This is a genomic window from Streptomyces sp. NBC_00873 (genome assembly GCF_045207415.1).
In the GTDB taxonomy this organism is placed as follows: domain Bacteria; phylum Actinomycetota; class Actinomycetes; order Streptomycetales; family Streptomycetaceae; genus Streptomyces.
Genome location: NZ_CP108803.1, coordinates 8,389,521 through 8,413,544, shown reverse-complemented (window position 1 = coordinate 8,413,544; position 24,024 = coordinate 8,389,521). Strand labels below are relative to the sequence as shown.

Below are 24,024 nucleotides of genomic sequence, written 5' to 3'. Positions count from 1 at the left end.
TCAATCTCGGCCTGGGCAGGCCGAGATTGATGTGCAGCGCCCCTGATGGGGACTCGAATCCGACTCAGGCCGTCGGCGCTTGCCGCGACGCATGGTTACGTGCGCGGGTGAGTGCCAACTGGCGGTTGGCTCAGGCGCAGATCACTCGGGCGTCGGCCCAGTCGGCGTGGTCGAAGCCATTGCCGTCACCGCCGTCGGTGACTCGCAGCGTGAGCATTCTGACCCCCGTCACGTCGGTATCGATGAGATGGGCGCTGTCGGTGCCGCGGACGACGCCGGTCCCGGCGAGCTGCCGACCGTCGCCGAGCACCTGATATGCCACCGATCCACGATCGGCCACCTCGTCGTCGACGCCGACCTCGGTGTGGAAGGCGCGACAGGCGCCGCCAAGAAAGATGGTGATCTCGCTGGACGCGTGCGCCCCGATGCCCTTGGCGTACGTCTTCCCGCCGATGGTCAGAGTCGCCCCGTCACCTGCGCCCACATCAGCGTTGGACATGTCGCGTTCGACCGGGCCCCATCCGTTGGTTGCGCTCACGAACGGCAGGTCGCTGAGGTACGCGGTCCCGCTCGGAGCGGGGGGCTGCACGAACACCCGGACTGCCTTCTCCACATGCACCGGGCGGTCCGCCGGGTCGTTGGGGAATCGGAAGGTGGCCACCACCGGCAGGTCCACATAGCCGTAGTCGGCTTTCTCCGGGGGCGTGACGGCCCAATGGCCCTCGATGGACTCCCCGTCCCGCATGCGGGGCTTCGACACGGTGGGGCCGTCAACCTGCCACCCGGTGGGCGGCATGACGCGAAGCTGCACGTCGGTGATCGGCCCGTCCGCTGACACCTTGAACGTTCCGTTCACGTCGACGGCGTCTCCGGGTCGCGCATCCGTCTCGGTCGAGGACATGGTCAGGGATGTCTGCGGCACCTTCCGGACTGGCTGGTCGCAGGTCGACCTGTCCGCACTGTATCTGCAGATCATCGAGAGGAACCCGCCGTTGGTGGCGACCGGCACCGAGAACGTGTCCTTGGCGCTGACGATCTCCGTCTCCCGGATCAGGCCGCTCGGCCCGTCGTGGACGGTCTCCACCCGCCACTGGCCCTCCGGCAGGAAGTTCAGCGGCGTCTTGAACGTCTTCGCCGATACGGCGGAGAGTCCGCCGAGGAACCAGCGGTCGCCGGATCGCCTGGCAAGCACGGCCTCCTTGCCAGGGTGGCCGCTGAGCAGGCGTGTCTTGTCCCACGCGGTGGGGAGCTGGTCCATCACCCGCAGCGCCTCGGGCTGCATCCGGTAGCTCTCCGGCGAGTCCGCGCCGTGCTGCCAGCCGGACTCGAAGACCATGAACGTCGCCAGCTCGTGCGCGTCGGTGGTGTCGCGGCCGGTAATGCTGAAGACCGTGGGCGTGGGGTCCATGCTGCCGACGACGTTGCGGGTGAACGGGAGCGTCGTGTTGACCGCGGCGCGGGTTGTGTCCGGCGGATTCAGGGTGAGGTACTCCAGGCCGCGGGCCGACTCCATGCTCATCACGTGTGGCCAGGTGCGCTGGATGCCACGGGGGATGGTCGCACCGTGGAAGTTGACCATCAACTTCAGCTCGGCGGTCTTCTTGAGCACGTCGTCGTACCACTTGAACCGCGCCTGGGAATCCGATTCCATGAAGTCGATCTTCACACCGGCCACTCCCCAGGACTTGATCAGTGGCAGCGTGGTGTCCCGCTCCTGCGCGGTGTCCAGGTCAGTCCAGTGGAACCACAGCAGAACCTCGACCCCGCGGGCGCGCGCATAGCGTGTTATCTCCGGCACCCAGCTGCGGTTCCATCCCGCATCGATCAACACGTAGGGCCAGCCGTTGCGCGCGGCAAAGTCGATGTACTGCCGCTGACGCGCCGGGTCACGGGGGCTGTCGTGTTCCACCAGCCACGACCAGGCGACCGAGCCAGGGTGGATCCAGGAGGTATCGGTCACCCGCGTCGGCGGGGCGAGGTCGTCGGTCAGGGTTGAGGTGGTCACCGTTGCCAGATCACCGACGATAGCGGTACGCCACGGTGTGGCCAGCGGGCCGGTGGAGGTGACCTGCGCGTCGGCCAGCTTGATGCCGTACGTACCCGACCCCGCCTGATGGGTCAGCCGACCACCGGAGTACCGGCCGTCGACGTCCGACTCCGTGAGCAGGACGTAGGTACCGTTCACATTGAACAGTGAGGGTAAGCCGAAATCACCCGTCGCTGCGGCGCCGGCGGTCGTCTCAGCAGGCTTGGTCTCGTAGTAACTGACGTACGGCTGCAGCCATGCGGTTGCATCGGTGGGCAGGGGGAACGAGGAAGCCTCCCGCTTCACCTTCACGCCTCCGGCCTCCGGCAGGACGTACCGGTAGGCGACGCCATCGCTGGAGACGCGGACTACGAGGTCCATCCGCGTGCCGCCGGACCCGACGAACGAGAATGTCGACTCCCGGAACGCGGCATGCCGCTCACGCTGCTTTCCGACGGTCATCGTGTAGTTCTCATTGACGATCCGGTCCGCGCGCCCCTGGAACTCAAGGCCTTTGGTCAGGTCAGCGGTCTCGGTCTCGATGCCGATCTGGCTCGGCGCGAGCACCGTCACACCCTGATCAGCAACGGCGAACGTCAACTTCCCCGCGGAGTCGAGCTGGACTTGCGCCGACGCGGGCGCCGTGGGCGACGGGCCGGTGACGACCCAGGTGGCCGGTTCGCCGGCCGCCGCGGCGGGGCTGGCCTGAGCCGAAGTGGGGTTGACCGCGACCAGCGCCGCCGTGGCGGTGGCCACCGCCACGGCCAGAGCGGCCCTGATGCGGTTGCGAGGAGAAACGTGCATGGGGACTACGTGCGAGCTTGGCCGGTGCGCGGCTGCCGATCTGGTCGGCAGCCACCCCCGGCAGAGTGCAGCCATACTTCTGGTCCTGATCACCTGTGCTCCCATCATGAACGTCCGAAAGGGAAGACTGATTTACCTGTGCGAAGAGCGCGCTTTGCAGTGCGCGACGAAACTTCACAGCCGCATCCGGCACCTGCAACCGCAAGGACGACACGACGTGCCATCCCTGCCGTATGACAGCGAACTTGTGCATGACCAGCGGAAACCCAGCACCGAGGTGCGGGCCCTGCCGTCCGGCCTTCACGCGATCACGCTTCGGCGTGCCGCGAGCTTGTCGGTTCTCACGTGTCGTAGACCCTCAACTCGTGCGGGTCGCTTTCTCGTGAGACGAGGTGGCCGCCCGGACGTTGCGGCCGGTGGGGGCGGTGGGGGGTCCGGCGTGGAGAGGGTCAGTGGGGCAGTCCGACAGCGCGTTCGCCGTTGCGGCGCTGCTGGATAACGACGGCGGCGACGAGGAGGACGCCCTGGGCGACGTTCTGCCAGAAGGCATTGATGCCCTCCACGGTGAGGCCGTTCTCGAGGCACGCGAGAAGAGCGACGGCGAGGAGGGTGCCGCCGATTCCGCCCTTTCCGCCCTTGAGGGCGGCGCCGCCAAGTGCCGCAGCAGTGATGGCTTTGAGCTCGAGACCTTCGGAACCGGAGACGGGCTGGCCGGAGCCGGTGCGTGCGGTGAGCAGGATGCCGGCGGTGGCGGCGACGATGCCGATGAGGACGTAGACGCAGATGAGGTATTTGTTGATGTTGATGCCGGCGAGGCGGGCGGCGGTGTCGTTGCCGCCGATGGCGTAGAGGTTGCGGCCGATGTCGGTGTACTTGAGGAGCAGATGCACCGTCAGGGCAACGACGACGAGGATCCAGACCATGACGGGAAGGCCTGCTACCTTGCCGCGGCCGAGGAAGATGAAGACATCATTGTTGAGGACGTAGCCCTGGGCGCGGCCGTCGGACAGGAGTTGAGCGAGACCCTTGTAGGCGGCGAGTCCGGCGAGGGTTGCGATGGTGGGGTTGACACGGCCGTAGACGATGACGAGGCCGTTGACCACGCCGATGAGCAGTCCGACGCCGATGGCGGCGACCATGCCCACGAATGCGTTGGAGCCGGTGGTGGTGAAGACCATGGCGCTGACGACGGAGGCGACGCCGACCTGCGAGCCGACGGAGATGTCCAGGCCGCCGCAGATGATGACGACGGTCTGCACGATGGCGAGCAGGCCAGTGATGGTGGCGGCCTCGGCGATCACCTGCATGTTGGACAGGCTCAGGTAGTTGTCGTTGAGGATCCCGAACAGCGTCAGTATGAGCACGAGGGCGCCGACGAGGCTGACGTACTGCCCACTGATGCCGACGAGCAGCTTCGGCCGGGAGGGCGGTGTGGCGTGGGAGGGGCCCTTCGCCGGGGTCGGGGTGCTGGTGAGGCTCATGATGCTGCTCCGGAGGCGCTGGTGGTGGCGGGCGACCTGCCTCGGGTTGATCGCGTAGACCTGGTAGTCGGCGGCGAGCAGCGCCTGCACCCAGGGGCCGCGGTCGGTCTCGATCCCCACGATCACCTCGGTGGCATCGAGGTCCTCACCGCCATGCTCCGCGACGAGTTCATGGAACTTGCCGATGCCCTCGATACCTTCGGGTAGCTTGGCGGCGGCCAGTTTTCGGCCGGTAGCGTCCTGGACCTCGACATCGTGGTGGTCTTCGGCCCAGTCATCGCCGATCAGCAGCAACTCGTCCTCCTGGTCAGGTACTTCAATACTCGTGCAGCCTCCGGAAGACACGGCACGCGGCCTAATGGATCCAGTGCTCACGCCCCACTCGGCGGGCACGCCTCCCCATCAGCGGTCTGGCCTCCCGGCCGACCAGCAGGGGCACGGTCTGACCACAGAGCTCGAACGGCTCCGGCAGTGGAAGTACTCACCTGCTGGCGGCTACGGCACCGAGCCTCTCCGACTCGGCAGCTCCCATTAGGTCAGCGCGGTCGTCAACTGGGCTGACTCTTGGCGACCTTCAGTTTGTAGGTCACCGCTGCGTCAGGGACACCGTCGCTGTTGCGGGCAGTGATGGTGAAGTGTGTGGCGCCCGAGGTGGTGGGGATTCCGGTGATACCACCGGTGTCCTTGTTCAGACTCAGCCCAGCCGGCAAAGCACCAGAAGTGACCTCGTACCGAGTCGTCTGAGGCGTGCTCGAGGTGACCTTGAACCCGTACAACTCCCCCACGTAACCATCGGGCGGCTCGGGCGTGGTGAAGCCGGGCTCCGACGCCTCCACCACCTGCGCCGCCCCGACCGGATTGTCAGCCGAATCCAACTCCTGCAACGACCACCTCTTATCCGCCGTCACCTCACTCAGGTGCCAATACTTGCTCTGGTCGGTCATGAGCTGCTGTTGGGCGGGAGTGAATGCTCCGGCCGCGATGGCAGAGTTCCAGGTCTTTATCGCGGCGAGGATTTCCCTGGTGTTGGATCCTCCGGACAGGCTGCTCACGTTTGTCTCGAACCAGCCGAAGTTCGCGCCAAGGGACGCCCCCAGCGCCAGGTTCCTCTCAATGCTGAGCGTACTCGTGTTACCGCCAATCGGGAGCGAACCACCCATGGGCGGAAGGTAGTTGGCCCGGTAGAAGTTGTTGTTCCTGGTTACCTGGTCATAGTTGGAGTCGGACCACCCGATGCCGCCCCAGCTGATCCGCGACTGGGCGAACCACGTATTGGACGACGGGTTGGAGGCCTCGGAGATGAAGCCGTCCTGGGACTTCAGGTGACGGTAGACGCCGTTGACCAGGTGCGCGAAACCGTGCCCACTCCAGCCGTTCCAGGACGCCTCCTCCAGTCCGTCGTACGAGATGTTCCTGATGCCGGTGGTGTTGCACACCGTGGCCAGCCGGGTAGCGATCTCGTCGATAACCGGCAGATCGCCTCGTGCTCCACCGTACTGGTTCTCGGCGATCCGGGTGGCGCTGGTCCCCTCGGGGTAGGACGCCGCTACGGATCCCCATCGCGCACGGTTGACGCCGGTGAACTGCCAGTCGGTGGCGCTGATTTGGGTCACACCGGAGAACGTGAGGAACTCGTCGCCGAGCCGCAGCCGGCGACCGAAGACGTAACGGCCGCCGCCAGAGTTGCCATCGGCGTACAGGGTCGTGTCCGTCTCGGCGAGGGGGCGGGTCAGCTTCACCGTCAGGCCGGTCGTGAGCCGTGTGTCAGCCGGTGGCGGAACAATGTAGGGGTCGTTGGGGGCGATGAAATTGGACAGTGTGTGCACGCCGACCCGCACCCCGCTCGCGGCGGCGGTTGCCACCATCTGGGTCGCGACGGCGTCCGAACCGCCGAAGTTGCTGTTGAACTCGTAGTGGCCGGTTGACCTCCACGGGCCGGCGGCGCCCTGCACGGAGTAGACGTTCCTGATCCCTGCCTGCTGGGCGAAATTTACGGCGGAGGCGAGGTTTTCGGTACTGAGGTCGTGCAGCGTCAGGAACGGCTGCCGGGTTGCCTGGGCCACCTTCTGCCACTGCCCGTTGATGGTCGGGTACGGCAGGTCCTCACCCTGCGCGACCTGGCTGAGCACGGTGAGCACAAGGTCCGGTGCGCTGCCGAACACCGCCAGCTTCGACCCGAGGATCTTCCCTTCGGGGCCCGACAGCGGGCCGATCGGTATCTCGCCCTCCCTGATCCGAACCTTGCTGTAGTCGTAGGTGTAGGCACGCAGGATGCTGCCCCACGACGTCTTCGCCCCGGCGCTCCGGCCGTTCTGTGTCCCAGCGTGCCCATACGGCAGGGACTCAACGTCCGCGCCGAACCCAAGCGAGTCAAACTCCTTGGGCCAGGCACCGACGGTCTTGTCGTTGAGCGGGATGATCCCAAATGCGAAGCGGCTGTTGCCGACCACGCCGACATCCTCGCCCACCTTCTGGGTGACGCTCGTCGACAGCGGCCCCCACAGCAACGTCTGCACATCCGTGCCCGGCGCGGCGTCCAGCCTGACGACCTCGAGTGTCGAGTACGTCGCGTACTTGACGACCTTCACCTCGACCGTCACCTTGGCGCTGCTGAACACCAACACCCGGGGATCCCGTCGCGAAACCTGCACCTGAGTAGCAGCTTCCTGCTTCCCGTCACCCAGCACGACAGATACCAGGGGCACCGACCTACCCGCTGCCGCGTAGTCAGTTCCGTTGCGCAGGTCCACCAGACTGACCACCCGACCCGCCTGGTCGAGGCCTATCGACAGGAATCCCGCCTTGATCCGCAATGACCTGGGTTCCTGCGCCGCGGACGCAGGCTCAGCCATCGCCGGAACCGCGATCGTCGCCAGCGAACTCACACCACTAGCGATCAGAAAACTCCGCCTGTCCATGGTTCCTCCCAATCGATTTGTTCGATGCTGATGCTGGTTCCGCCGGTGTATTCGGTGGCGTCGATGAACACTGGCAGTCAGTGCCGCCGGCCTCCATCGCGGAGGTCGGCCTCCGGGCTCGTGGCCCGGACCTCGAATCGCCAGAGCGAGTAGCCGAAGGAGGACGTGCGCTTGATCCCTTGCATGCGCACGTACCGGCCCGTCACCGGCGCGAAGGTGAGTTCGTCCACGCGGGCGCCCGTCGGCCTGACGGCGACGGCCGTCGTCCAGTTCTCCGCGTCGTCGGAGACCTGGATGTCGTGCGCGGATGCCGTCTCCCAGTCGAGCAGCAGCGCCGGACGGTCTGCGAGCGCCCCAGGTCCACCTGGATCCATTCGCCGTCCCGGTAGGCACTGGCCCATCGGGTCATTCCGTCCCCATCGGTGGCGTTCTCCGGTCCCCAGCTCGGCACCTCGGACGACGACGCCGTGGTCGGCTGATGCAGAGCCAGGTCGGGCCCATCGAACTGGGGAGGAGGGTGGTCCTCCAACAGGGCCTTTGCTCTGCGGCGCCAGGACCCGGTGCTGCCCGCGGATTGCCGCGAGCGAGGGGCCCGTGCCGAGATGGCCACGTCGAAGCTGCCAGTCCCAGGGACCACCACGGTTAGCTCGTCCAAGGCGTCGAAGATGCCGTCGATCAGCCGAGCGGCCTTGCGCAGGGCTCCAGGCCGGATCTCCTCGGCCTAGAGGAGTCGGCGGCGTCCGGCTTTCCGCGGCGCAGCCGGGGAGCCGTGGCATTCCAGCAGCCGGGTCACCGCTGTATCGTCCAAGCGAGAGCCCCGGACGCGCTCCAAGCTCAGGGCGGAACTGGGTGAGCAGGCCGCGCATCCGGTTGAACGTCCGGGGGGCCTCGGCCGCAGGACCCTGATCAAAGGCGACGAGCACAGTCAGCTCGGCGGTGATCTCGTGGGCCGGCTCCAGGCCGGAGGGTCCCAGGAACATCGAATTGCGTGTCATGCGCTTCATTCCCCTAGGGCGTGTATCGAATGTGCTGGTCACAGCCACTCGTTGATGGCGGCGACGAGGACGGTCGCTTCATACCGGACGGCGAGTTTCTCGTAGCGGGTGGCGACCGCGCGGTGGCGCTTGAGGCGATTGATCCCGCACTCGACCGCGTGCCGCTCGCGGTAGTCGGTCTTGTCGAACTTCGGCGGCCGACCGCCGCGGGATCCGCGCTTCTTGCGGTAGCGGACCTGGTCGGCCTTGTCCGGGATCGTGCAGCGGATCCCGCGTCGCCGCAGGTAAGCGCGGTTGGTGCGAGAGGCGTTCGCCTTGTCCCCCCGCACTCGGTCGGGCTTTGTGCGGGGCCTGCCGGGCCCGATGCGGGGCACTCAGATCGCCTTCAGGACGGGCTCGAACTGCGGGGAGTCCCCGCGCTGCCCAGCCGTGATGACGATCGACGTGGGTTTCTGTCCCTGCTCGACGGCCAGGTGCAGCTTGGTGGTCAGACCGCCACGCGAGCGTCCGAGGCCGTGGTCGGCCGGTTCGGTGGTGGTGCCACCCGGCGGCTCTTTTTGCAGATCCCCCTTTTCCGCGCCCCGGCGGCGTGCTGGTGGGCCCGGCAGATAGTGGAGTCGATGTTGATGTCCCAAGTGATCAGGTTCTTGGCGTCGGCCTGGGCCTGCAGTTCGGTGGAGATCCGCTGCCAGGTGCCATCCCGCTGCAAGCGCCGGAGTCGTACACCCGGCCCCACGGCCCGTACCGCTCCGGGACATCCCGCCACGGCACACCCGTCCGGGTCCGCCACCGTATGCCGTCGATCAGCTGCCGCCTCGTCCATATCGGAGGCCGGCCAGGCTTCTTGCCCTTGGGCAGCAGCGGTTCCAGGCGGGCCCACTGCGCATCCGTCAGGTCTCCACGTGCCACGAACCAAGATCATCTCACGTCCAAGATCCACTTTCGATACAAGCCCTAAGCCTCGGGCGGGCGGTGGTGTTGCCGCGATGCCGTTCCGTAACGAGGTGGGAGGTGATCACCCCTCAATCGCCTACGGAACTCGACACATAGTTCAGACTCTTTTGGAAGCCGTATAGCCTTCGTTGAACGACCACCCTTCCTGGCGGCCTACCCACAAGAGCCCTTAGCTCAGAAGAGTGTGAGGTTTGATCGCGGTCACGTCAAGAAGTCAAACCAAATTAAGCCTGCCTCCCAGGTCAAATAGATGCGATACATCTGGGAGTTGCGGAGATCGGGAATCTGCCATCCGAAACCGCGGGTGCGCCGGTCGTACTTCATGCGGACCAGCACGATCGTGTGCAGGGCGTTGTTGGCGGCGCGGTCGCCGCCGCGGTTGAGCCGGTGGCGGTGGGTGCGGCCGGAGGAAGCCGGGACCGGGGCGGCTCTGCACAGGTGTGCGAAGTATGCCTCGGAGCGGAGCCGTTCGGGGTTGTCGCCCGCGCTCGTCAGCAGCTGGCCGGCGGCCTCTCGCGGAGGTCTACGGCGCCGAAGTCTCCAAGAACACCATCTCCACGATCACGGACAAGGTGATCGACGGCATGAACGAATGGCAGAACCGGCCCCTCGACTCGGTTTACCCGGTCCTGTTCATCGACTGCGTGCACGTGAAGCTGCGCGACGGGAAGGTGGCCAACAGGCCGATCTACGTGGTCCTGGCGGTCACCGTCGAGGGTACCCGCGAGATCCTCGGGCTGTGGGCCGGCGACGGCGGCGAGGGCGCCAAGGACTGGCTCCAGGTGCTGACCGAGATCAAGAACCGCGGCACGGAAGACGTCTGCATGGTCGTCTGCGACGGCCTCAAGGGTCTCCCGGACGCGATCGGGGCGGTCTGGCCGCAGGCGATCACGCAGACTTGTGTGGTTCACCTGCTGCGGGCGTCGTTCCGTTACGCGGCCCGGCAGGACTGGGACAAGATCTCGAAGGCGCTCAAGCCGGTCTACACGGCCCCGACCGAGGACGCCGCCACGGAACGTTTCCTGGAGTTCAGTGACGCCTGGGGCGGGAAGTATCCAGCGATCGTGCGGTTGTGGGAGAACGCCTGGGCCGAGTTCATGCCGTTTCTCCAATTCGACACCGAAATAAGGCGAGTTGTATGCACGACGAACGCCATCGAGTCGGTCAACGCGCGCATCCGCAAGGCCGTCCGCTCCCGCGGACATTTCCCGAACGAGCAGGCAGCGATCAAGTGCGTCTACATGGCCGTCATGAGCCTGGACCCGACGGGGCAGGGCCGCAAACGCTGGTCACAGCGATGGAAGGCCGCACTCAACGCCTTCGAGATCACCTTCGACGGGCGGCTCTCCGCCGCCCGCCGCTGACCCACTAACAACTCCAGAACCACCGTTAACTTTACAGACCCGATCAGAACCTGATGCTTGCGATGTTCATGCCGGTGTCCATGAGGAAGTTGCGGGCGGCCTGGGTGGTCCATGGGCCGGTGGGGTTGGCGGTGACGCCGAGCAGGTGCGCACGGCGGCTGCCGTGTTCGAGCACGACCAGGGCGTAGATGCGTTTGAGGTTGATGGTGTCGACGTGCAGGAAGTCGACGGCGACGATGTGCTCGGCCTGGGCTGCGAGGAACTGCCTCCAGGTTGGTCCGGTACGACGTGGGGCGGGGTCGATGCCGGCCTGGTTGAGGATGTTCCACACGGTGGAGGCGGCCATCTTGTGGCCGAGGCGGGTGAGTTCGCCGTGGATGCGCCGATGGCCCCATCCCGGGTTCTCTGCCGCCACGCGCAAGACCAGGGCTTTGACTGCGGGGCCCGTGGGCGGGCGTCCGGGGCGGCGAAGCCGGCTGTAGTCCCACTTCTTCGCGACGAGTTTGCGGTGGCAGGCCAGCAGCGTGGCCAGTGCACGGGGCGCCGACTTCGGCGAGCGGTCGAGGCTGAACGGCAGCCGGCCAAAGCTGACGCGCGATCGGTCAGACACCGTCACCCTCGTCGGCGACGCCAGCTGGCTCCGTCGTTGGTCTCGTCGACGAGGAAGTCCCGATTCGGCGACAGCCGCCGCGGCGCTCGTAGGATGCCTGGATGCCTAAGCAGATACGGATGAGCCGCTGCTCGTGGGTTGCCGCGTGGGCGGTGCTGTGCGCGGCTGGCCTCGCCGCCACCGCCAAACTGAACGCCTCCTCGGCACCGGACCCGCAGCCCGAGAAGTCCGTCAGTGCCGAGTGCGCCGAGCGCATCGCGGACATCGAGACGCAGCTGGCCAAGGCCAAGCAGGAAGGCAAGGGAGACGGAGTGCTGGTCTTCTCGCGAGTCCAGGTCGGCACCGAGGACGACTGCCGTGACGATCTCCGTAACCACTTCCGTGGCGATCAGTGAGCCGCGGTACCTGGCTCGCCGCGATGACAGGGCTAGCCTTCGTCGGTGCCGGGGCAATCATTGCCGTGGGCGCCACGTCGGAACCGAAGCCGCGGCCCACGCCGCCGCGGGTGTACTCCTCCTGCCTGGCGGCAGACACCAAGCCGGTGTCTGCGGACGACGACCCGTGCGACGGCCGCTGAAGAACGTCCGCCGCATGGCAGAGCACCCAAACCCAAGACGACCTCTTGTCCGACGGCGCCACCAAGAACCGTGGACATCGGGGCTCACCCAGATGAGGGGGACCCTGTTCGTCACTGACAGTGAGTCTAGCCACGGCCACTTGATTCCCCGTCAGGCGGCCTTGGGCGGGGAGATCTAACTGGCCACCGACAGCCAACAGCGCGCTCTGGCGGTCGACGGCGAGGGCCTGGAGGCAGGCGGCCACGGCCTGCGGGCCGAGCGTCGCCATCGCCCACAGGGCACTGGTCCGGCAGCCGGAGGACCAGAGGCCGGTCGTCGGCAGCCGGAATGGGGCCACGGCGATGCTCTGGGCCGCGAAGGCGGCCACGTCGAGATAGGTCATGCCGCCGGTCCCGCACAGATACGCCCGGGCGCCGGTCCCGGCGGCCAGGTCGGCGAGACGTTGGGATCGGCCCGGCCGGGAGGGCAGGCGGCTGCTGGTGAGGACCTGGCCTCGCCAGCCGGCCAGGTCCAGCAGGAGGCGGGTGGATGCCTCGGCGACCGCCGCGGTCTTGCCGGTGGTGAAGGCATCCAGCACCGGGTCCAGGGCCTGGGCGAGAGTGAGGCAGTGGGGGCTAGGGCGCGTATCGGGTCGTGATCAATGGGTGGTCCGGGTGAGGTCTTTGATCCAGATCATCGAGGCGCGCAGGTGGAGGCCGGCGAGGTAGCTGTCCGGGGTCTTGTCGTAGCGGGTGGCGATGCCTCGCCAGGCCTTGAGCTTGTTGATCAGGCGTTCGACGGTGTTCCGCTCTTTGTAGAGGTCCGCGTCGTGACTGACGGGCCGGCCGCCCCTGCTGCCCTTCTTCGTCCGATTGGCGGCTTGGTCCTTCTTCTCCGGGATGACTGCCTTGATGCCGCGTCTGCGCAGGTGGGCCCGGTTACCGCGGGATGAGTAGGCCTTGTCCCCAGCGACCGCGTCCGGCCGGGTGCGGGGGCGGCCGACGGGCCCGCGGACCCGTATCTTCCCCAGCACGGGGATGAACTGCGGGCTGTCGGCGGCCTGTCCCGCGGTCAGGACGAACGCCAGCGGGCGGCACTTGCGGTCGGCGGCGAGGTGGACCTTGCTGGTCTGCCCACCTCTGGAGCGTCCGAGGAGGGCGGCCTTCAGCCGGAGTTTTCGGCGACGCCGGATGCGTCGTCGTTCTTCCCGCTCGGGATCGTTTTCGGCGTCCTGCCCGGTTTGTTCTTCGAGGCCGCCCCCTTTGACCTGGCCTTCTCCTCCTCGGCGGCGGCCTTCTCCAGCGTGGTGATGACGTCCTGGTCCAGATGCATCCCGGCGGCGTCGTGGTGAGCCCGCGCGGTGGTGGAGTCGACGCTGACCAGGGACAGGTCCACCTCGCCCCGCTTCGCGGCCTCCGCGATCAGCCCCTCCAGCAGGGCCTCGAAGACGCCGGCGTCACGCCACTGCCGGAAGCGGTTGTGGACGGTCGACCAGGCACCGAACTCCTGCGGCATCTCCCGCCACTGCCCGCCCGTCCTGAACCGCCAGATCACCCCCTCGAACTGCTGCCGCAGCCGCTCGGGGTACGGGCCGTACTCGCCGATGGGCAGGTACGGCTCGATGAACTCCCACTCCGTGTCCCTCAGTTGCACTCGCGTCACGCAAGAACACCTACCGGTCCAGGCCCCGCCGCGAAGGCGAATCCCGCAGATTGATCACGACTCGATACGCGCCCTAGCACGGGAGCCGGGAGCCCGGCCCGCGGGGCGGTCACCCGCGGGCCGGGCTTCGCGCGCATCGGTGCGGCCGGGGCTCCTGATCGTCTATCCGGACCGCTGATTGTCCCGTTACGGTGTGGTCGTGGATTCCAATCGGCTGCTGGACGGCCGGCTCAAGATGCGTCATCTGACGATGGTGGTCGCGATCGCTGACCACGGCGGCGTGACGCGTGCAGCCGACGAGCTGCATCTGACCCAGCCTGTGGTCACCCGGGCGTTGCGCGAGCTGGAGGAGATCCTGGGCGTCTCCCTGTTCGAACGCGGTCCACGCGGTGTCACGGTCACCGCTTTCGGAGCCGCGTTTGTCGAGGACGCGCGCGCGATCATCAGACGGATGCGCCAGGCTGCCCGCCGCCTCGACGCGCTGGCGGCCGAGGAGGGCGGCACCGTCGCCGTGGGCACCCATCTCACCGGCACGGACGGCTTCCTCCCCCGCGCCATCCACCGCCTCAAACGCTCGCGGCCGCGGGTGGTGGTCGAGCTGGTCGAGGCTCCCCACGAACGCCTTGTGTCCCAGTTGTCCAGCGGTGTGCTGGACATCGTGGTCGGCCGCGTCGACATGTCAGCCGATATTCCCTGCGTACGTCAGGTCCGTCTCTACACCGAGGGCGTGAAGCTCGTCGTGCGGGCCGGACACCCGGCTGCCGCGCAGCCGGATGTGACCCTGGATGCGCTGCGCGGCTACCCGTGGATCTTTCCCGGCGCCGAGACGGCGGTGTCACGCGAGCTGTTCGCGGCGTTCACCGACCGCGATCTGGCGCCGCCGGAGGACCGGATCATCAGCACGTCGCTGTCGGTTCCCGAGATCTTGCTCCTGGAGTCGGACGCGGTCGCGGCGCTGCCTGGGCACATGGCCCTCGACGACGGCCGCTTCCAGGTGCTGCAGTGCGACGGATTCTCCCTGGACCGCACGGTGGGGGTCCTCCTTCCGCAGGAGCGGTCGATGACCCCCACCGCCGTCGACTTCATGAAGTGCCTCCGGATGGAGGCCGGGAAGATCCGCGAGGCCGCAGGAGCCGGCGCCGGCGCCGGCGCCGGCGCCGGCGTCTGATCAGGACGAGGCAGCCGTGCAGGCGGCCAGGGCGCTGACGTCGTAGCTCTGCAGGTCATCGCCCACGATGACCGTGCCGGCGAACTCCGAGCGTGCCCCGGTCAGGAACTGCTCGTGGGTGACGCGCCCGTCGGCGGGGTACAGGTGGGTGAGCACCAAAGCCCCCACACCGGCTTCCGTCGCCACGGCGCCGACACCGGGAACGTAGTCGGGGGCTCCGGGGACCCCGTGACTGACCAGCGGAGTGTGACCGGTCAGGAACTGCCGCCGGTAGGTGTCCGCCAAGGCAGTCCCCTCGTACATTGCGACGGCCTCGTCCACCGCAACGACCTCGTTGACCAGGACGTCGGCGCCCGACGCCAGCTCCACGAGGTTGCGGCACGAGGTGGTGTCCCCGCTGAACACGACGGAACCGTGCGGGGTGTCGAACCGGTAGGCGAAGGCGGGGAAGACGGGCGGGTGGTGGACCAGGATGGCGGTGACCTTGACCCGGTCGTCCTCGTAGATCTCGATGGGGTCCAGGGTCGGGCTGGGATTCTCCACGTGGGCGTGGCCGGGCGTCGGGACCGCCTGGGGGACGATCATCGGACGCCCGGTCTCGCCCGTGAAGGCGAGCGGAACACCATCCGGCCGCCGGGTGGTCCGGATGGCGTTGTTGAGGTCGAACGCGTAGGCCTGTTTGAGCAGCTCGGTCATCTCCACGATGCCCGGGGTGGGCAGCTCCGGCGAGATGACCGGCGTATCTGCCAGGTCAGGCATGCCGGGAGTCCGGCTGGTGCCCGGGCCGCTGAGGTCGGCCCGCCCCGGCCCGAAGACCGGGATCTGCTGCGTCTCAGGTCGCCACAGCGGGAAGTTCACGTTGAAGAACATGAAGTAGTCGGCGATGTGGTCGCTGTGCAGGTGGGTGATGAACATCGAGCGCACCTGCCCAAAGTCCAGCCCCGCCTCATGGAAGCGCTGGATCAGGCCGGCGCCCGCGTCGATGATGTAGACGGCCCCGTCCACAACGAGTGCGCTCACCGCCGATGCGCGCATCTCGGGGTGCGGGCCGGCCCGCGTGCCCAGGAGCACGAGGTGCGTTCCCCTCTCCGGGGGCGGGCTCATCCGCTCTTGCCGTCGATGGGGGTGGACGCCTGATGCGCTCATGATCATTGGCCTTTCCTGTTGTTCTTGCTGTACTTGCTGCACTTGCCGTCGGGTGAGGGGTGGTGGTCTGGAGGGGTCACGCCGGGGGCTCGGCCTGGGGAACCGGCGCGTCGGCAGGCCGCCGCTCTGCTCGCGGGCCTGAGCTCGGGGCCAGGTGCCGCACCTTCTTGCGGCGAAGCGCCCAGACGCCGACGCCGAGCAGAGCCCACAGGGCGAGCGCGAGATTGGCCTGAGGTGTGAGCCGCCCGATCAGCAGGTAGGTCTGGACGACGAGCACCACGCCACCGACCACCGAGCAGGCCAGATGGACGCCCCGGCTGAGCTTGAAGGGCGCTGCGGCGTACTGGCGGGGCGAGCGGGTGCGCAGCCGCCATGACGCTGCGACGAGGATCGCGAGGATGGGGCCCGTGGCGAGCGACGCCATACCGGCAACGGCCTCCACACTGAAACCGAGTAGCACGGGCGCCACGCCCACGACGTACAGGACCGTGAGCAGCCAGTGCGGGGTCCCGTAGCGCTTGTTGACCGCGCCGAGGCCCGCAGGGAGCCAGCCGTCGTCGATGGCGGCGAGGACCGGCTTCGTCGCAGCGAGCAGCAGCGAGTTGATGTGGCCGACCACGGCACACAGTGCTCCGCCGATGACGAAGAAGGCCGCCCCTGAAGGGCTCAGGATGACCTCGGCCACTGCCGTCATCGTCTTGTTGGCGGCCGCCTGCGGACCGAGTACGCCGATCGAGGGGATGGCGACCAGCACGTAGAGGACGGCGGCAAAGGCGGTGGCGCCCACGATGGACACGGGTATGTCACGGCCCGGGCGTTTCATCTCCCCTCCGAGGTCCGACACGGCGACGGCGCCGGTCGTGGCGAAGGTGAGCAGGGCGGCGGTCGACAGCAGCCCGCCCACGCCCTGCGGTGTGAACTCGCTGAAGTGCGTCCCCTGCACATGGCCCAGACCCATGACGCCGTAAAGGCCGAAGGCTGCGAGCATGACGAATCCCAGCAGGATCCCAACGCGGCTGGAGAACGTCGCGCCGAACAGGTTGGCCACGAAGAAGACTGTCATGAACACGAACGCCACGGGCCGCGCGGGAAGGGACGGCCACAGTGACTGGGCATACGCCGCTCCCGCCAGCGCCATCAGGCTGAGCTGGATCGTCACGAGCACCGCGAACCACATCGCGACGAAGCCGATCGTCGGGGAGAACACCCGGGCACCGTAGGTGTAGCGGCCGCCGACCACCGGCATGGCGCTCGCGAGGGTGGCTATGGGAATCGAGTAGATGATCACGGCGACTGCTGCAATCACGAAGGCAAGGGGCGTACCCGAACCCGTCATGGCGATGGCGACACCCATCAGTGCGACGACACCACCACCGACCACCTGGTGGAACGCGACGCCGAGTGCCTGCGGGAGAGTGATGGTCCGCTTCAGATTGGCCTGCGCGCCAACGCTCTGTTTCGACCTCATGGATGATCCCCTCTGTTCCTTGCCACGGAGCCTGTCAGCGGACTGCACCGCAGTTGCTGCCACGAGTCCGCTCATGATGCGGCGCGCCGGCATGCGTGACCAATGCCGAAGTCGTCCATCGACATGGCGAATGGCTATGCGGCCGGGGGTGCCGCAACTCCGGCTGAAAGCAGTACGGTCTGGCCCGCATCGATTCAACCTTCAAGGAGGCGGGACAGTTGGGCATCACACGCCGGACGTTCGTGAAGCGCAGCGGACAGGCCGCGGCAGGGGCCGGTGCCGTATGGCTGGCCGGCAGCACGGTGGGACCGGCCGCCCAGGCGCTCGCGGCGTCGCGCGACAGCGCCGGCACCGCACACATCACCGTCACCGAGGCGACCAACGCCTCGGCGGCCCTCTCCCCGGACGGCCGAACCATCGCCTTCGACCTGCTCAATCTCCTGTGGACCGTGCCGGCCGCCGGCGGTGAGGCGACTCGTCTGACGGACATCGAACAGGAGGCGACCGAGCCGGACTTCTCGCCCGACGGCAAGCGGATCGTCTTCGTGTCGTACACCGACGGCAACTTCCACCTGTGGCTGATGAACACGGACGGGACAGGGCTGCGCCGCCTCACCACCGGCACCGCCGACCACCGCGAGCCGCGGTTCTCCCCGGACGGGACCCGGATCGCCTGCGCCGTCGAGACCGGCAGCCGGTACGCCATCCACGTGCTGTCCCCGGACACCGGCAAGAGCGAGATCTGGACGCGGGGAACGGCCCAGGAGGCGCAGCCGGTCTGGACCCCGGACGGCTCCGCGATCGCCTTCACCACCGGTACGGGCAGCGCCCCGAGAGCCATCGACCTGGTGGACGCCTCCAGCGCGCGACGCACGCTGGTCACCGTCTCCGACGGCTTCGTCGCCGGCCCGTCCTTCTCCCCCGACGGCAGCCAGCTCGCCTACATCCACCTCACCAAGGCGGGCACCTCGCTGGTCGTGGACGGAAAGGTCGTCTCTGACGAGGGCGAGGACGTCTTTCCCTTCCCCGCCCGCTGGATCTCCGACGACGAGCTGCTGCACACCGCCGACGGAAAGCTGCGCCGCCGCGTGATCGGCGGTACGACCCAGGACATCGAGTTCAGCGCCGGCGTCACGGTGTCCACGGTCGACGAGCGGCCCAGCAACCGGGACTTCGACAGCACCGCCGCGCAACAGGTCAAGGGCATCGTCGGCCCGGCGCTCTCGCCGGACGGCAACCGCGTGGCCTTCGCCGCGCTCGGCGACATCTGGGTGATGCACCGGGGCGCGGCACCCGAGGCCGTGGTCTCCGACGGGCACTACAACACCGCCCCCGCCTGGTCGCCGGACGGCCGCACGCTCGCCTACGTCAGCGACCGCTCGGGCGCTGTCGAGCTGTGGCTGTATGAGCTTGGCAGCGGCGAGCGGCGGCAGTTGACCGGTCTCGGCGACGCGGACGCACCGGCCTGGAGCCCCGACGGCAGGTCGGTCGCCTTCGTCGCCGACGGATCGACCCTCACCACCGTCGACGTGGCCACGGGGGACGTACGCAAGGTCGCGGGCCCGCTCAACGCTCCGGGCAGGCCCAGCTTCTCCGCCGACGGCAAGCAGATAGCCAGTGCCGTCCTGGTGCCGGTCACCCCGCGCTTCCGCGAGGGCCGCAACCAGATCCTCAGCGTCGACCTGGACACGGGCGCGGCCCGTTACAGCGAGCCGGTCCCCGGTGCGTCGCTCGCCAATCGCGTCGACAGCGGTCCCGTCCACTCCCCCGACGGCAAGAAGATCGCCTACGTTGTGGGCGGCACCCTGCGGGTCAGCGCAGTGGACTCCTCTGGCCTGCCGACCGGGCCCGCCCGCACCGTGGGCAGCGAGACCGCCGACGCCCCCAGCTGGAGCGGGGATTCCCGCTCGCTGCTCTATCTGTCCGACGGTCGTCTGCGCCTCGCCGACGCGGACAGCGGCGAGGCCCGCACCGTAGCCGTCCCCTTGAGGTGGCGTCAGGCGAAGCCGTCCGGCCGCACCGTGATCCAGGCCGGCGCCCTGTGGGACGGTACGAGCGCACGGCTGCGCCGTGACGTCGACATCACGCTCGAGGGTAACCGCATCGTCGACGTGTCCCCGCGCGGCACCGGGCCCAGGCGAAGCGGCGACCGGACCGTCGACGCCCGGCACCTGACCGCGATGCCCGGCCTGATCGCTGTGCATGAACACGGGCCGTGGTACCGCAACGACACCGGACGGCTGTGGCTGTCCTTCGGCGTCACCGCCCTGCGCTCCCCGGGCACGTGCCACTACGCGAGCGTCGAGGCGAAGGAGGCCGTCGGGTCCGGACGCCGCACCGGCCCGCGGGTGTTCGCCGCCGGCGACTTCATCGACGGTTCGCGGATCTACTACTCCTCCGGCCGCCCGGTGACCAGCGCCGGGGAGCTGCGGCGCGAGCTCGACAAGGGCCGGGCGCTTGGCCACGATCTGGTCAAGACCTACGTCCGGCTGCCGTACTCGCTGCAGCGCAAGGCCATCGAGACCGCCCACCGCCTCGGCCTGCGGACCACCTCCCACTATCTATTCGGCCCGCTCGGACTCGGCGGGGACGCCGTGGAGCACATGGGCGGCACCAGCCGCTACGGGCGCCGCCAGAAGTTGACCCATCTCGGCCACACCTACCAGGACGTCACCGGGCCGCTGTCCGGCGCCGGGATGGCCTTCACCCCGACCCTCGGGCTATCTGGGCTCGGCCTGTACCGCTACGCGGAGTGGGCGATTGACGATCCCCGGCTGACCGAGCTGCTGCCCGCCGCCGAGTACAAGGCGTTCCGCGAAGGCGTCGAAGCAGCGCAGGCCGAGGAGCACGTGGAGGAGATCGCCGACGTGGGGCGCCACGTCGAAACGATCCGCCGTCTGATCGAGGGCGGGGCGCACGTGGCGGTCGGCACGGACACTCCGCTGGTCCCCCCAGCCGTGTACTACCACCTCAATCTGCAGGCCATGGTGCGCTACGGCGTCAGCCCGCACGACACGCTGCGGTCCGCAACCGTCGAGGGGGCGCGCGTCCTGGGGTTGAGCGGTGACCTCGGCACGGTGGAGCCGGGCAAGCTCGCGGACCTGGTTCTGGTCGAGGGCGATCCGCTGGAGGACATCACGGCGGCGGCGGCGGTACGGCAAGTCGTCGTCGGCGGGTTCGTGCGCAGCGTGCCGGACCTCATCGCCAGGAGGGCCTCGGAGGGCGGAGTGCTGAGCGCGGCCGCGCCATCGGCCGCGGCCGGTACGACGTCGGGCGTGCACAACAGGGCTCTGCCCGAGGTCCCGCAGGCTCCGGCCACGGAGCGCTACTGGTGGCACCGGGAGGAGCATCAAAACCACACCTGCTGCTGAGGCCGCAGTACCTGGTGTTGATGGGCGGTGCATGCCGTGCATCGCCCGTCACAGAGGCCACCGCCTCTCCCCTGGCGCCGCCCATGACCAGGCCGACTGACCGGTCCCGCGCGACACCCCCACGCCCGGTGCACAGCGGCTTCCGCGGGAAGACACGCCGAGACTTGCCCGTAACTCGCCTACCTCATCCGGCCGTTGTAAAAGGCTCGAAAGGACGCCGTCTCATCGAGCGGCGAAAGTTGATGAAGATCCAGATCAGGCTGACGGGCCCGCTGACTGGTCCGAAAATGAAGCTTGAACGCTGGCAGGGAAGGTGGGTTCAGGGTGCCGCGATGGGTTCGAAGCGGACGGTGAGGCCGAGGGCGTTGGCTTGTCGGGTGATCCGGCGGAGAGCGCGTTCGGGGTCGAGCTTGGCGTAGTAGTCGCCGCCGAGGTCGTGGTACGGCGTGTCGTTGGCGAGCATGTGCCAGACGGCGGTCAGGAGGGTGTGTTCGACGGCGACCAGGGCCTTCTTCTTGCCCAGGCGGGGCATGAGGCGGTGGTATCGGGCGCCGAGGTAGGTGGTGTCGCGGGTGCGCGAGGCTGCCATGGCGGCGGTGCCCAGGGCCGCGCCAAGCCAGCGGTTGCCGATGTCGCTCGCCGCCGCATCCTCCGGCGTCGGCGTCCGAATCGACGTCAGTGTCCGCAAGGACCTCTCCCCCGCAGTCGCCACCATCCACGAACTAACCTGCAAGGTCGCCGACGCCGACCGCACCCCCGAACAGCAGCAACGCATCGGCCAGGCGCTGCTGGCCGTACTGCGGATGGGCGAGCCGGACCTCACCGACGAACGCCCCCACCACGAGGAGCACGCCAGCCTGCTCGCCGAAGCCACCGACATCCGCACCTGGGTCGCGCTCAAATACATGATCACGCGGGCCGACGGCAGCCAGGAGAGATGGGGCGCCCGCGATGTCACCATCTCCCAGGGCGAAAGCCACCTGATCGTCCTCGCCCCGATGCTGGCCGCGCTCGCCGCCGACTACCGCGACCTGCCCTCCCACGCCGCCCGCCTGTGCGCCCTGGACGAGGTACCCGCCGAGGTCGACCAACAGGGCCGGGACGGGATCGCCGCCTACGTCGAGAGCCTCGATCTGGACCTGATCTGCACCAGCCACCACTGGGACGGCTCCCCCGGCGCCTGGGACGGCGTCGACATCTACGACCTGGAGAAAGCACCCGACGGCACCGTCATCGCATTCGAGGAAATGAACCTCTACGGCCCCAGCCTGCTCCAGGCGACCGGCCATATCCTCCCCCACCCCGCAGGCCCTGCCGCGACCATCGCCAAGGACCGACCGTGACAGCCGGACCAGCTCCGTGCCCGGACGCGCTGTGCCCCGACGGCGCTTGCGACAGCGCCGAGTTCGGCGCTCTGCTCGGCGACAAGGTGATGTGGCTGTGGAAGCAGTTCGCCGACCGGGCCGACCGTGCCATGGAACATGGCACGGTGACAATCACCGCGCCGTCCGATGCGGCTCAGCGGGCGGCTGTCCTCGGTCTCCTGGGCACGAGGTCCCTGCGCCCGGGGCAGAGCAAGCGCATCAACCTGCCCGAACTCACCCGCCGCCTTCGCGCCCGCGGTCCTCGCCTGACCCCTGCGGCCGTGGCCGCGCATGCGTTGCGTCGGGCGTTGGGCCAGAACGCGGCCGAACACGCCCGACAGGCAGCCCGGCTCGCGGGCCTCCAGGAGCTCGCAACCGACTGCTGGCCTCACTTCCTCTCACCGCCCCGGTGAGACCGGGTCCTCAGGAGTGGGCCGTACTGCAGCGGACCGGCCGGGTCAGCCGGATCGCCCAGCACTCCGCCCCCGAGGAACTGCTGGCCGCTCTCGCCCGTGTGCTGGCCCGTCTCCCGGAGAAAGGTCGCCTCGACCGCCGGCTCCTGGCCCACGATGTCACCGGGGACCCGCACGCCCTGGACGCCGATACCGACCTCGGCGGACTTGTCCTCGCCGAAGCAGCCGCCTGCGGCGCCGTGGAACCCGGCCTGCACAGACGCGACGCGTGGGCCCGGCTCGGCGTCGACCTCGACACTCTCACCGGTGGCCTTCTCAGCCTCAACGTCCACCCCCTGCGGCTGGGGCGTCCCCCGCAACCAGCCGCTCATCCTGCCGCCCTGGACACTGAAACGCTGCCCTTGCCGAAAACGTCATCCATTGAGGTCATGCGGCATGTCGGTACTCATGGAGAATGCCGCCGAGGCGATCGCGGCGGCGTATGTCGAGGCGGGCGATCTCGTCCGGATCAGTGATCGGCGTGGGCAATGGATACGGCGGGCGGGCATTCGCGATGCCCTGATGCGGCCGATGGGAGTTATAGAACTGTTCGAACGCGCGCAAGGCGTGGAGCAGATGCCGCTGATTCCAGATCAACGTGCGGTCCAGCAGCTCGCGCCGGCAGGTCTGCACCCACCTCTCCATAATCGAGTTCATTCTCGGCATCCGGACGCCGCTGAGCACAACCTCAATGCCCGCATCGGCGAGGATCGCGTCGAACAAGGCGGGGAACTTCCCGTCCCGGTCCCGGATCAGGAACCGCGCCCGGCAGCGTGCGTCCTTAAGGTCCATGACGAGATTCTTCGCGGCCTGCGCCACCCAGGCGGCGGTCGGGTGTGCCGTGGCGCCCAGAATCCGGATCCGCCGACTGCCGTGCTCGATCACTGCGAGCACGTACATCCGTGCCCCGGACAAGGTGACCGTCTCGAAGAAATCGCACGCCGGCAGGGCGTCGGCCTGCGAGCGCAGGAAGTCCGCCCACGTACTTGAGCTCCGTTGGGGTGACGGATCGATCCCGGCCTCCCGCAGGATCTCCCAGACCGTGGAGGGGGCCACCGTCACGCCCAGCACCAGCAGCTCGCCGTGGAGGCGCCGGTAGCCCCACGTGGGATTTTCCCGTGCCAGGCGCAGCACCAGGGCGCGGATGGAGCGCACGGTGCGGGGCCGACCCGGGCGCTTCGGCTTGGACTCGGCGGCGTGGCGGCGGGCGACCAGGTCGCGGTGCCAACGTAGCACCGTGTCCGGCCGGACCAGCAGCCGCAGCCTGCGCAGCACGTCCCGCGGCAGCCGGTGCGGCAGCGCCGTCAGGAACGCCCGGTCGCTCGGGCTGAACCGCACCTTCTCCATACCGAGTTGGCGCTCCAGCACCGACAGTTGGTGGCGCAGGGCGAGGATCTCCACGTCCTTGTCCCGATCGCTCATCGGTAGCAGGCGCAGCAGGGCGAACGCGTTCGCCATGCCCAAGTAGGCCAGTCGCAGCAGCACGGTTGGTCATCATGCCGCGTTGATCGATAGCCGCGGAGCGGCGCAGACTCGACCGACCGCGCTCGACATCCCGTACACCCCGCACACCAGCTCCGACCAGGTCGGATGAGGTTATCGGCAAGCGCACGTTTCCAGGATGTTCGCCCCGGTTCCTGTCGAATCGTCACGCCGTAATACTTCCTAAAACCGGGGCTCCGGG

The 24,024-nt window shown here is 68.2% G+C and carries 14 protein-coding genes and 8 pseudogenes; 7 read left to right on the top strand and 15 right to left on the bottom strand.

What is annotated here, in order from left to right; genetic code table 11:
* Positions 1-130 precede the first annotated feature (130 nt).
* From OH809_RS38870 to OH809_RS38835, 8 genes and pseudogenes are all read right to left on the bottom strand, one after another.
* Entirely contained in the window at positions 131-2,830 is a 2,700-nt protein-coding gene (locus tag OH809_RS38870; protein ID WP_406516139.1) for a glycoside hydrolase family 97 catalytic domain-containing protein, read from the bottom strand.
* Between the two features lie 449 nt (positions 2,831-3,279).
* Complete coding sequence (locus OH809_RS38865) at positions 3,280-4,311, bottom strand: ABC transporter permease (protein WP_406424731.1); 1,032 nt, start codon at positions 4,309-4,311, stop codon at positions 3,280-3,282.
* A 15-nt stretch (positions 4,312-4,326) separates the two neighbouring features.
* Positions 4,327-4,605: pseudogene (locus OH809_RS38860) on the bottom strand (transposase); the annotation flags it as partial.
* A gap of 254 nt (positions 4,606-4,859) precedes the next feature.
* On the bottom strand, positions 4,860-7,163 hold the full coding sequence (locus tag OH809_RS38855) for an Ig domain-containing protein (protein ID WP_406516319.1): 2,304 nt from the start codon (positions 7,161-7,163) through the stop codon (positions 4,860-4,862).
* 143 nt (positions 7,164-7,306) lie between these two features.
* A pseudogene (locus tag OH809_RS38850) lies at positions 7,307-7,680 on the bottom strand (discoidin domain-containing protein).
* A gap of 34 nt (positions 7,681-7,714) precedes the next feature.
* Positions 7,715-8,188: pseudogene (locus tag OH809_RS38845) on the bottom strand (IS110 family transposase); the annotation flags it as partial.
* 74 nt (positions 8,189-8,262) lie between these two features.
* A pseudogene (locus tag OH809_RS38840) lies at positions 8,263-9,133 on the bottom strand (IS5 family transposase).
* A gap of 339 nt (positions 9,134-9,472) precedes the next feature.
* Positions 9,473-9,694, bottom strand: a pseudogene (locus OH809_RS38835) (transposase); the annotation flags it as partial.
* 2 nt (positions 9,695-9,696) lie between these two features.
* Between OH809_RS38835 and OH809_RS38830 the strand changes: the two are divergent.
* Positions 9,697-10,542, top strand: a pseudogene (locus OH809_RS38830) (IS256 family transposase); the annotation flags it as partial.
* 43 nt (positions 10,543-10,585) lie between these two features.
* Here the strand turns inward: OH809_RS38830 and OH809_RS38825 are convergent.
* On the bottom strand, positions 10,586-11,152 hold the full coding sequence (locus tag OH809_RS38825) for a hypothetical protein (RefSeq protein ID WP_406416460.1): 567 nt from the start codon (positions 11,150-11,152) through the stop codon (positions 10,586-10,588).
* Between the two features lie 101 nt (positions 11,153-11,253).
* On the opposite strand from OH809_RS38825, the gene OH809_RS38820 reads away from it, so the two are divergent.
* A complete protein-coding gene (locus tag OH809_RS38820; protein WP_406416462.1) occupies positions 11,254-11,547 on the top strand; it encodes a hypothetical protein in 294 nt (97 codons plus the stop codon).
* A gap of 526 nt (positions 11,548-12,073) precedes the next feature.
* Here OH809_RS38820 and OH809_RS38815 read toward each other — a convergent pair.
* Both OH809_RS38815 and OH809_RS38810 read right to left on the bottom strand, forming a co-directional pair.
* A pseudogene (locus tag OH809_RS38815) lies at positions 12,074-12,334 on the bottom strand (WbqC family protein); the annotation flags it as partial.
* A 33-nt stretch (positions 12,335-12,367) separates the two neighbouring features.
* Positions 12,368-13,371, bottom strand: a pseudogene (locus OH809_RS38810) (IS5 family transposase).
* 199 nt (positions 13,372-13,570) lie between these two features.
* Here OH809_RS38810 and OH809_RS38805 point away from each other — a divergent pair.
* Positions 13,571-14,539 carry a LysR substrate-binding domain-containing protein gene (locus OH809_RS38805; RefSeq protein ID WP_406516138.1) on the top strand — a complete coding sequence of 323 codons (969 nt, stop codon included), beginning with the start codon at positions 13,571-13,573 and terminating at the stop codon, positions 14,537-14,539.
* Here OH809_RS38805 and OH809_RS38800 read toward each other — a convergent pair whose 3' ends face one another.
* Together OH809_RS38800 and OH809_RS38795 are read right to left on the bottom strand one after the other, a co-directional pair.
* Entirely contained in the window at positions 14,540-15,610 is a 1,071-nt protein-coding gene (locus OH809_RS38800) for an MBL fold metallo-hydrolase (RefSeq protein WP_406416466.1), read from the bottom strand.
* Positions 15,611-15,761: 151 nt separating this feature from the next.
* Complete coding sequence (locus OH809_RS38795; protein ID WP_406416468.1) at positions 15,762-17,153, bottom strand: APC family permease; 1,392 nt, start codon at positions 17,151-17,153, stop codon at positions 15,762-15,764.
* Between the two features lie 218 nt (positions 17,154-17,371).
* Between OH809_RS38795 and OH809_RS38790 the strand changes: the two genes are divergently transcribed.
* A complete protein-coding gene (locus OH809_RS38790; RefSeq protein WP_406416469.1) occupies positions 17,372-20,524 on the top strand; it encodes an amidohydrolase family protein in 3,153 nt (1,050 codons plus the stop codon).
* Between the two features lie 319 nt (positions 20,525-20,843).
* On the opposite strand, the gene OH809_RS38785 is transcribed toward OH809_RS38790, so the two are convergent.
* On the bottom strand, positions 20,844-21,113 hold the full coding sequence (locus OH809_RS38785) for a hypothetical protein (RefSeq protein ID WP_406416471.1): 270 nt from the start codon (positions 21,111-21,113) through the stop codon (positions 20,844-20,846).
* Here OH809_RS38785 and OH809_RS38780 point away from each other — a divergent pair.
* From OH809_RS38780 to OH809_RS38770, 3 genes are read left to right on the top strand one after another with little or no spacing between them, the layout of a single operon-like run.
* Complete coding sequence (locus OH809_RS38780) at positions 21,097-21,867, top strand: SbcC/MukB-like Walker B domain-containing protein (protein ID WP_406416473.1); 771 nt, start codon at positions 21,097-21,099, stop codon at positions 21,865-21,867. The two genes, OH809_RS38785 and OH809_RS38780, sit on opposite strands and share 17 nt — an antisense overlap.
* Positions 21,864-22,301, top strand: coding sequence for a TIGR02679 domain-containing protein (locus OH809_RS38775; RefSeq protein WP_406416474.1), 438 nt, complete (start codon positions 21,864-21,866; stop codon positions 22,299-22,301). The genes OH809_RS38780 and OH809_RS38775 overlap by 4 nt, the downstream gene beginning before the upstream one ends.
* The gene (locus tag OH809_RS38770) at positions 22,298-22,816 is read left to right on the top strand and encodes a TIGR02679 domain-containing protein (protein ID WP_406416476.1); all 519 of its coding nucleotides are present in this window, start codon (positions 22,298-22,300) and stop codon (positions 22,814-22,816) included. Before OH809_RS38775 ends, OH809_RS38770 begins: the two co-directional genes overlap by 4 nt.
* Here the strand turns inward: OH809_RS38770 and OH809_RS38765 are convergent.
* On the bottom strand, positions 22,728-23,825 hold the full coding sequence (locus OH809_RS38765) for an integrase core domain-containing protein (protein WP_406416478.1): 1,098 nt from the start codon (positions 23,823-23,825) through the stop codon (positions 22,728-22,730). The genes OH809_RS38770 and OH809_RS38765 overlap by 89 nt on opposite strands.
* Positions 23,826-24,024: the final 199 nt, after the last annotated feature.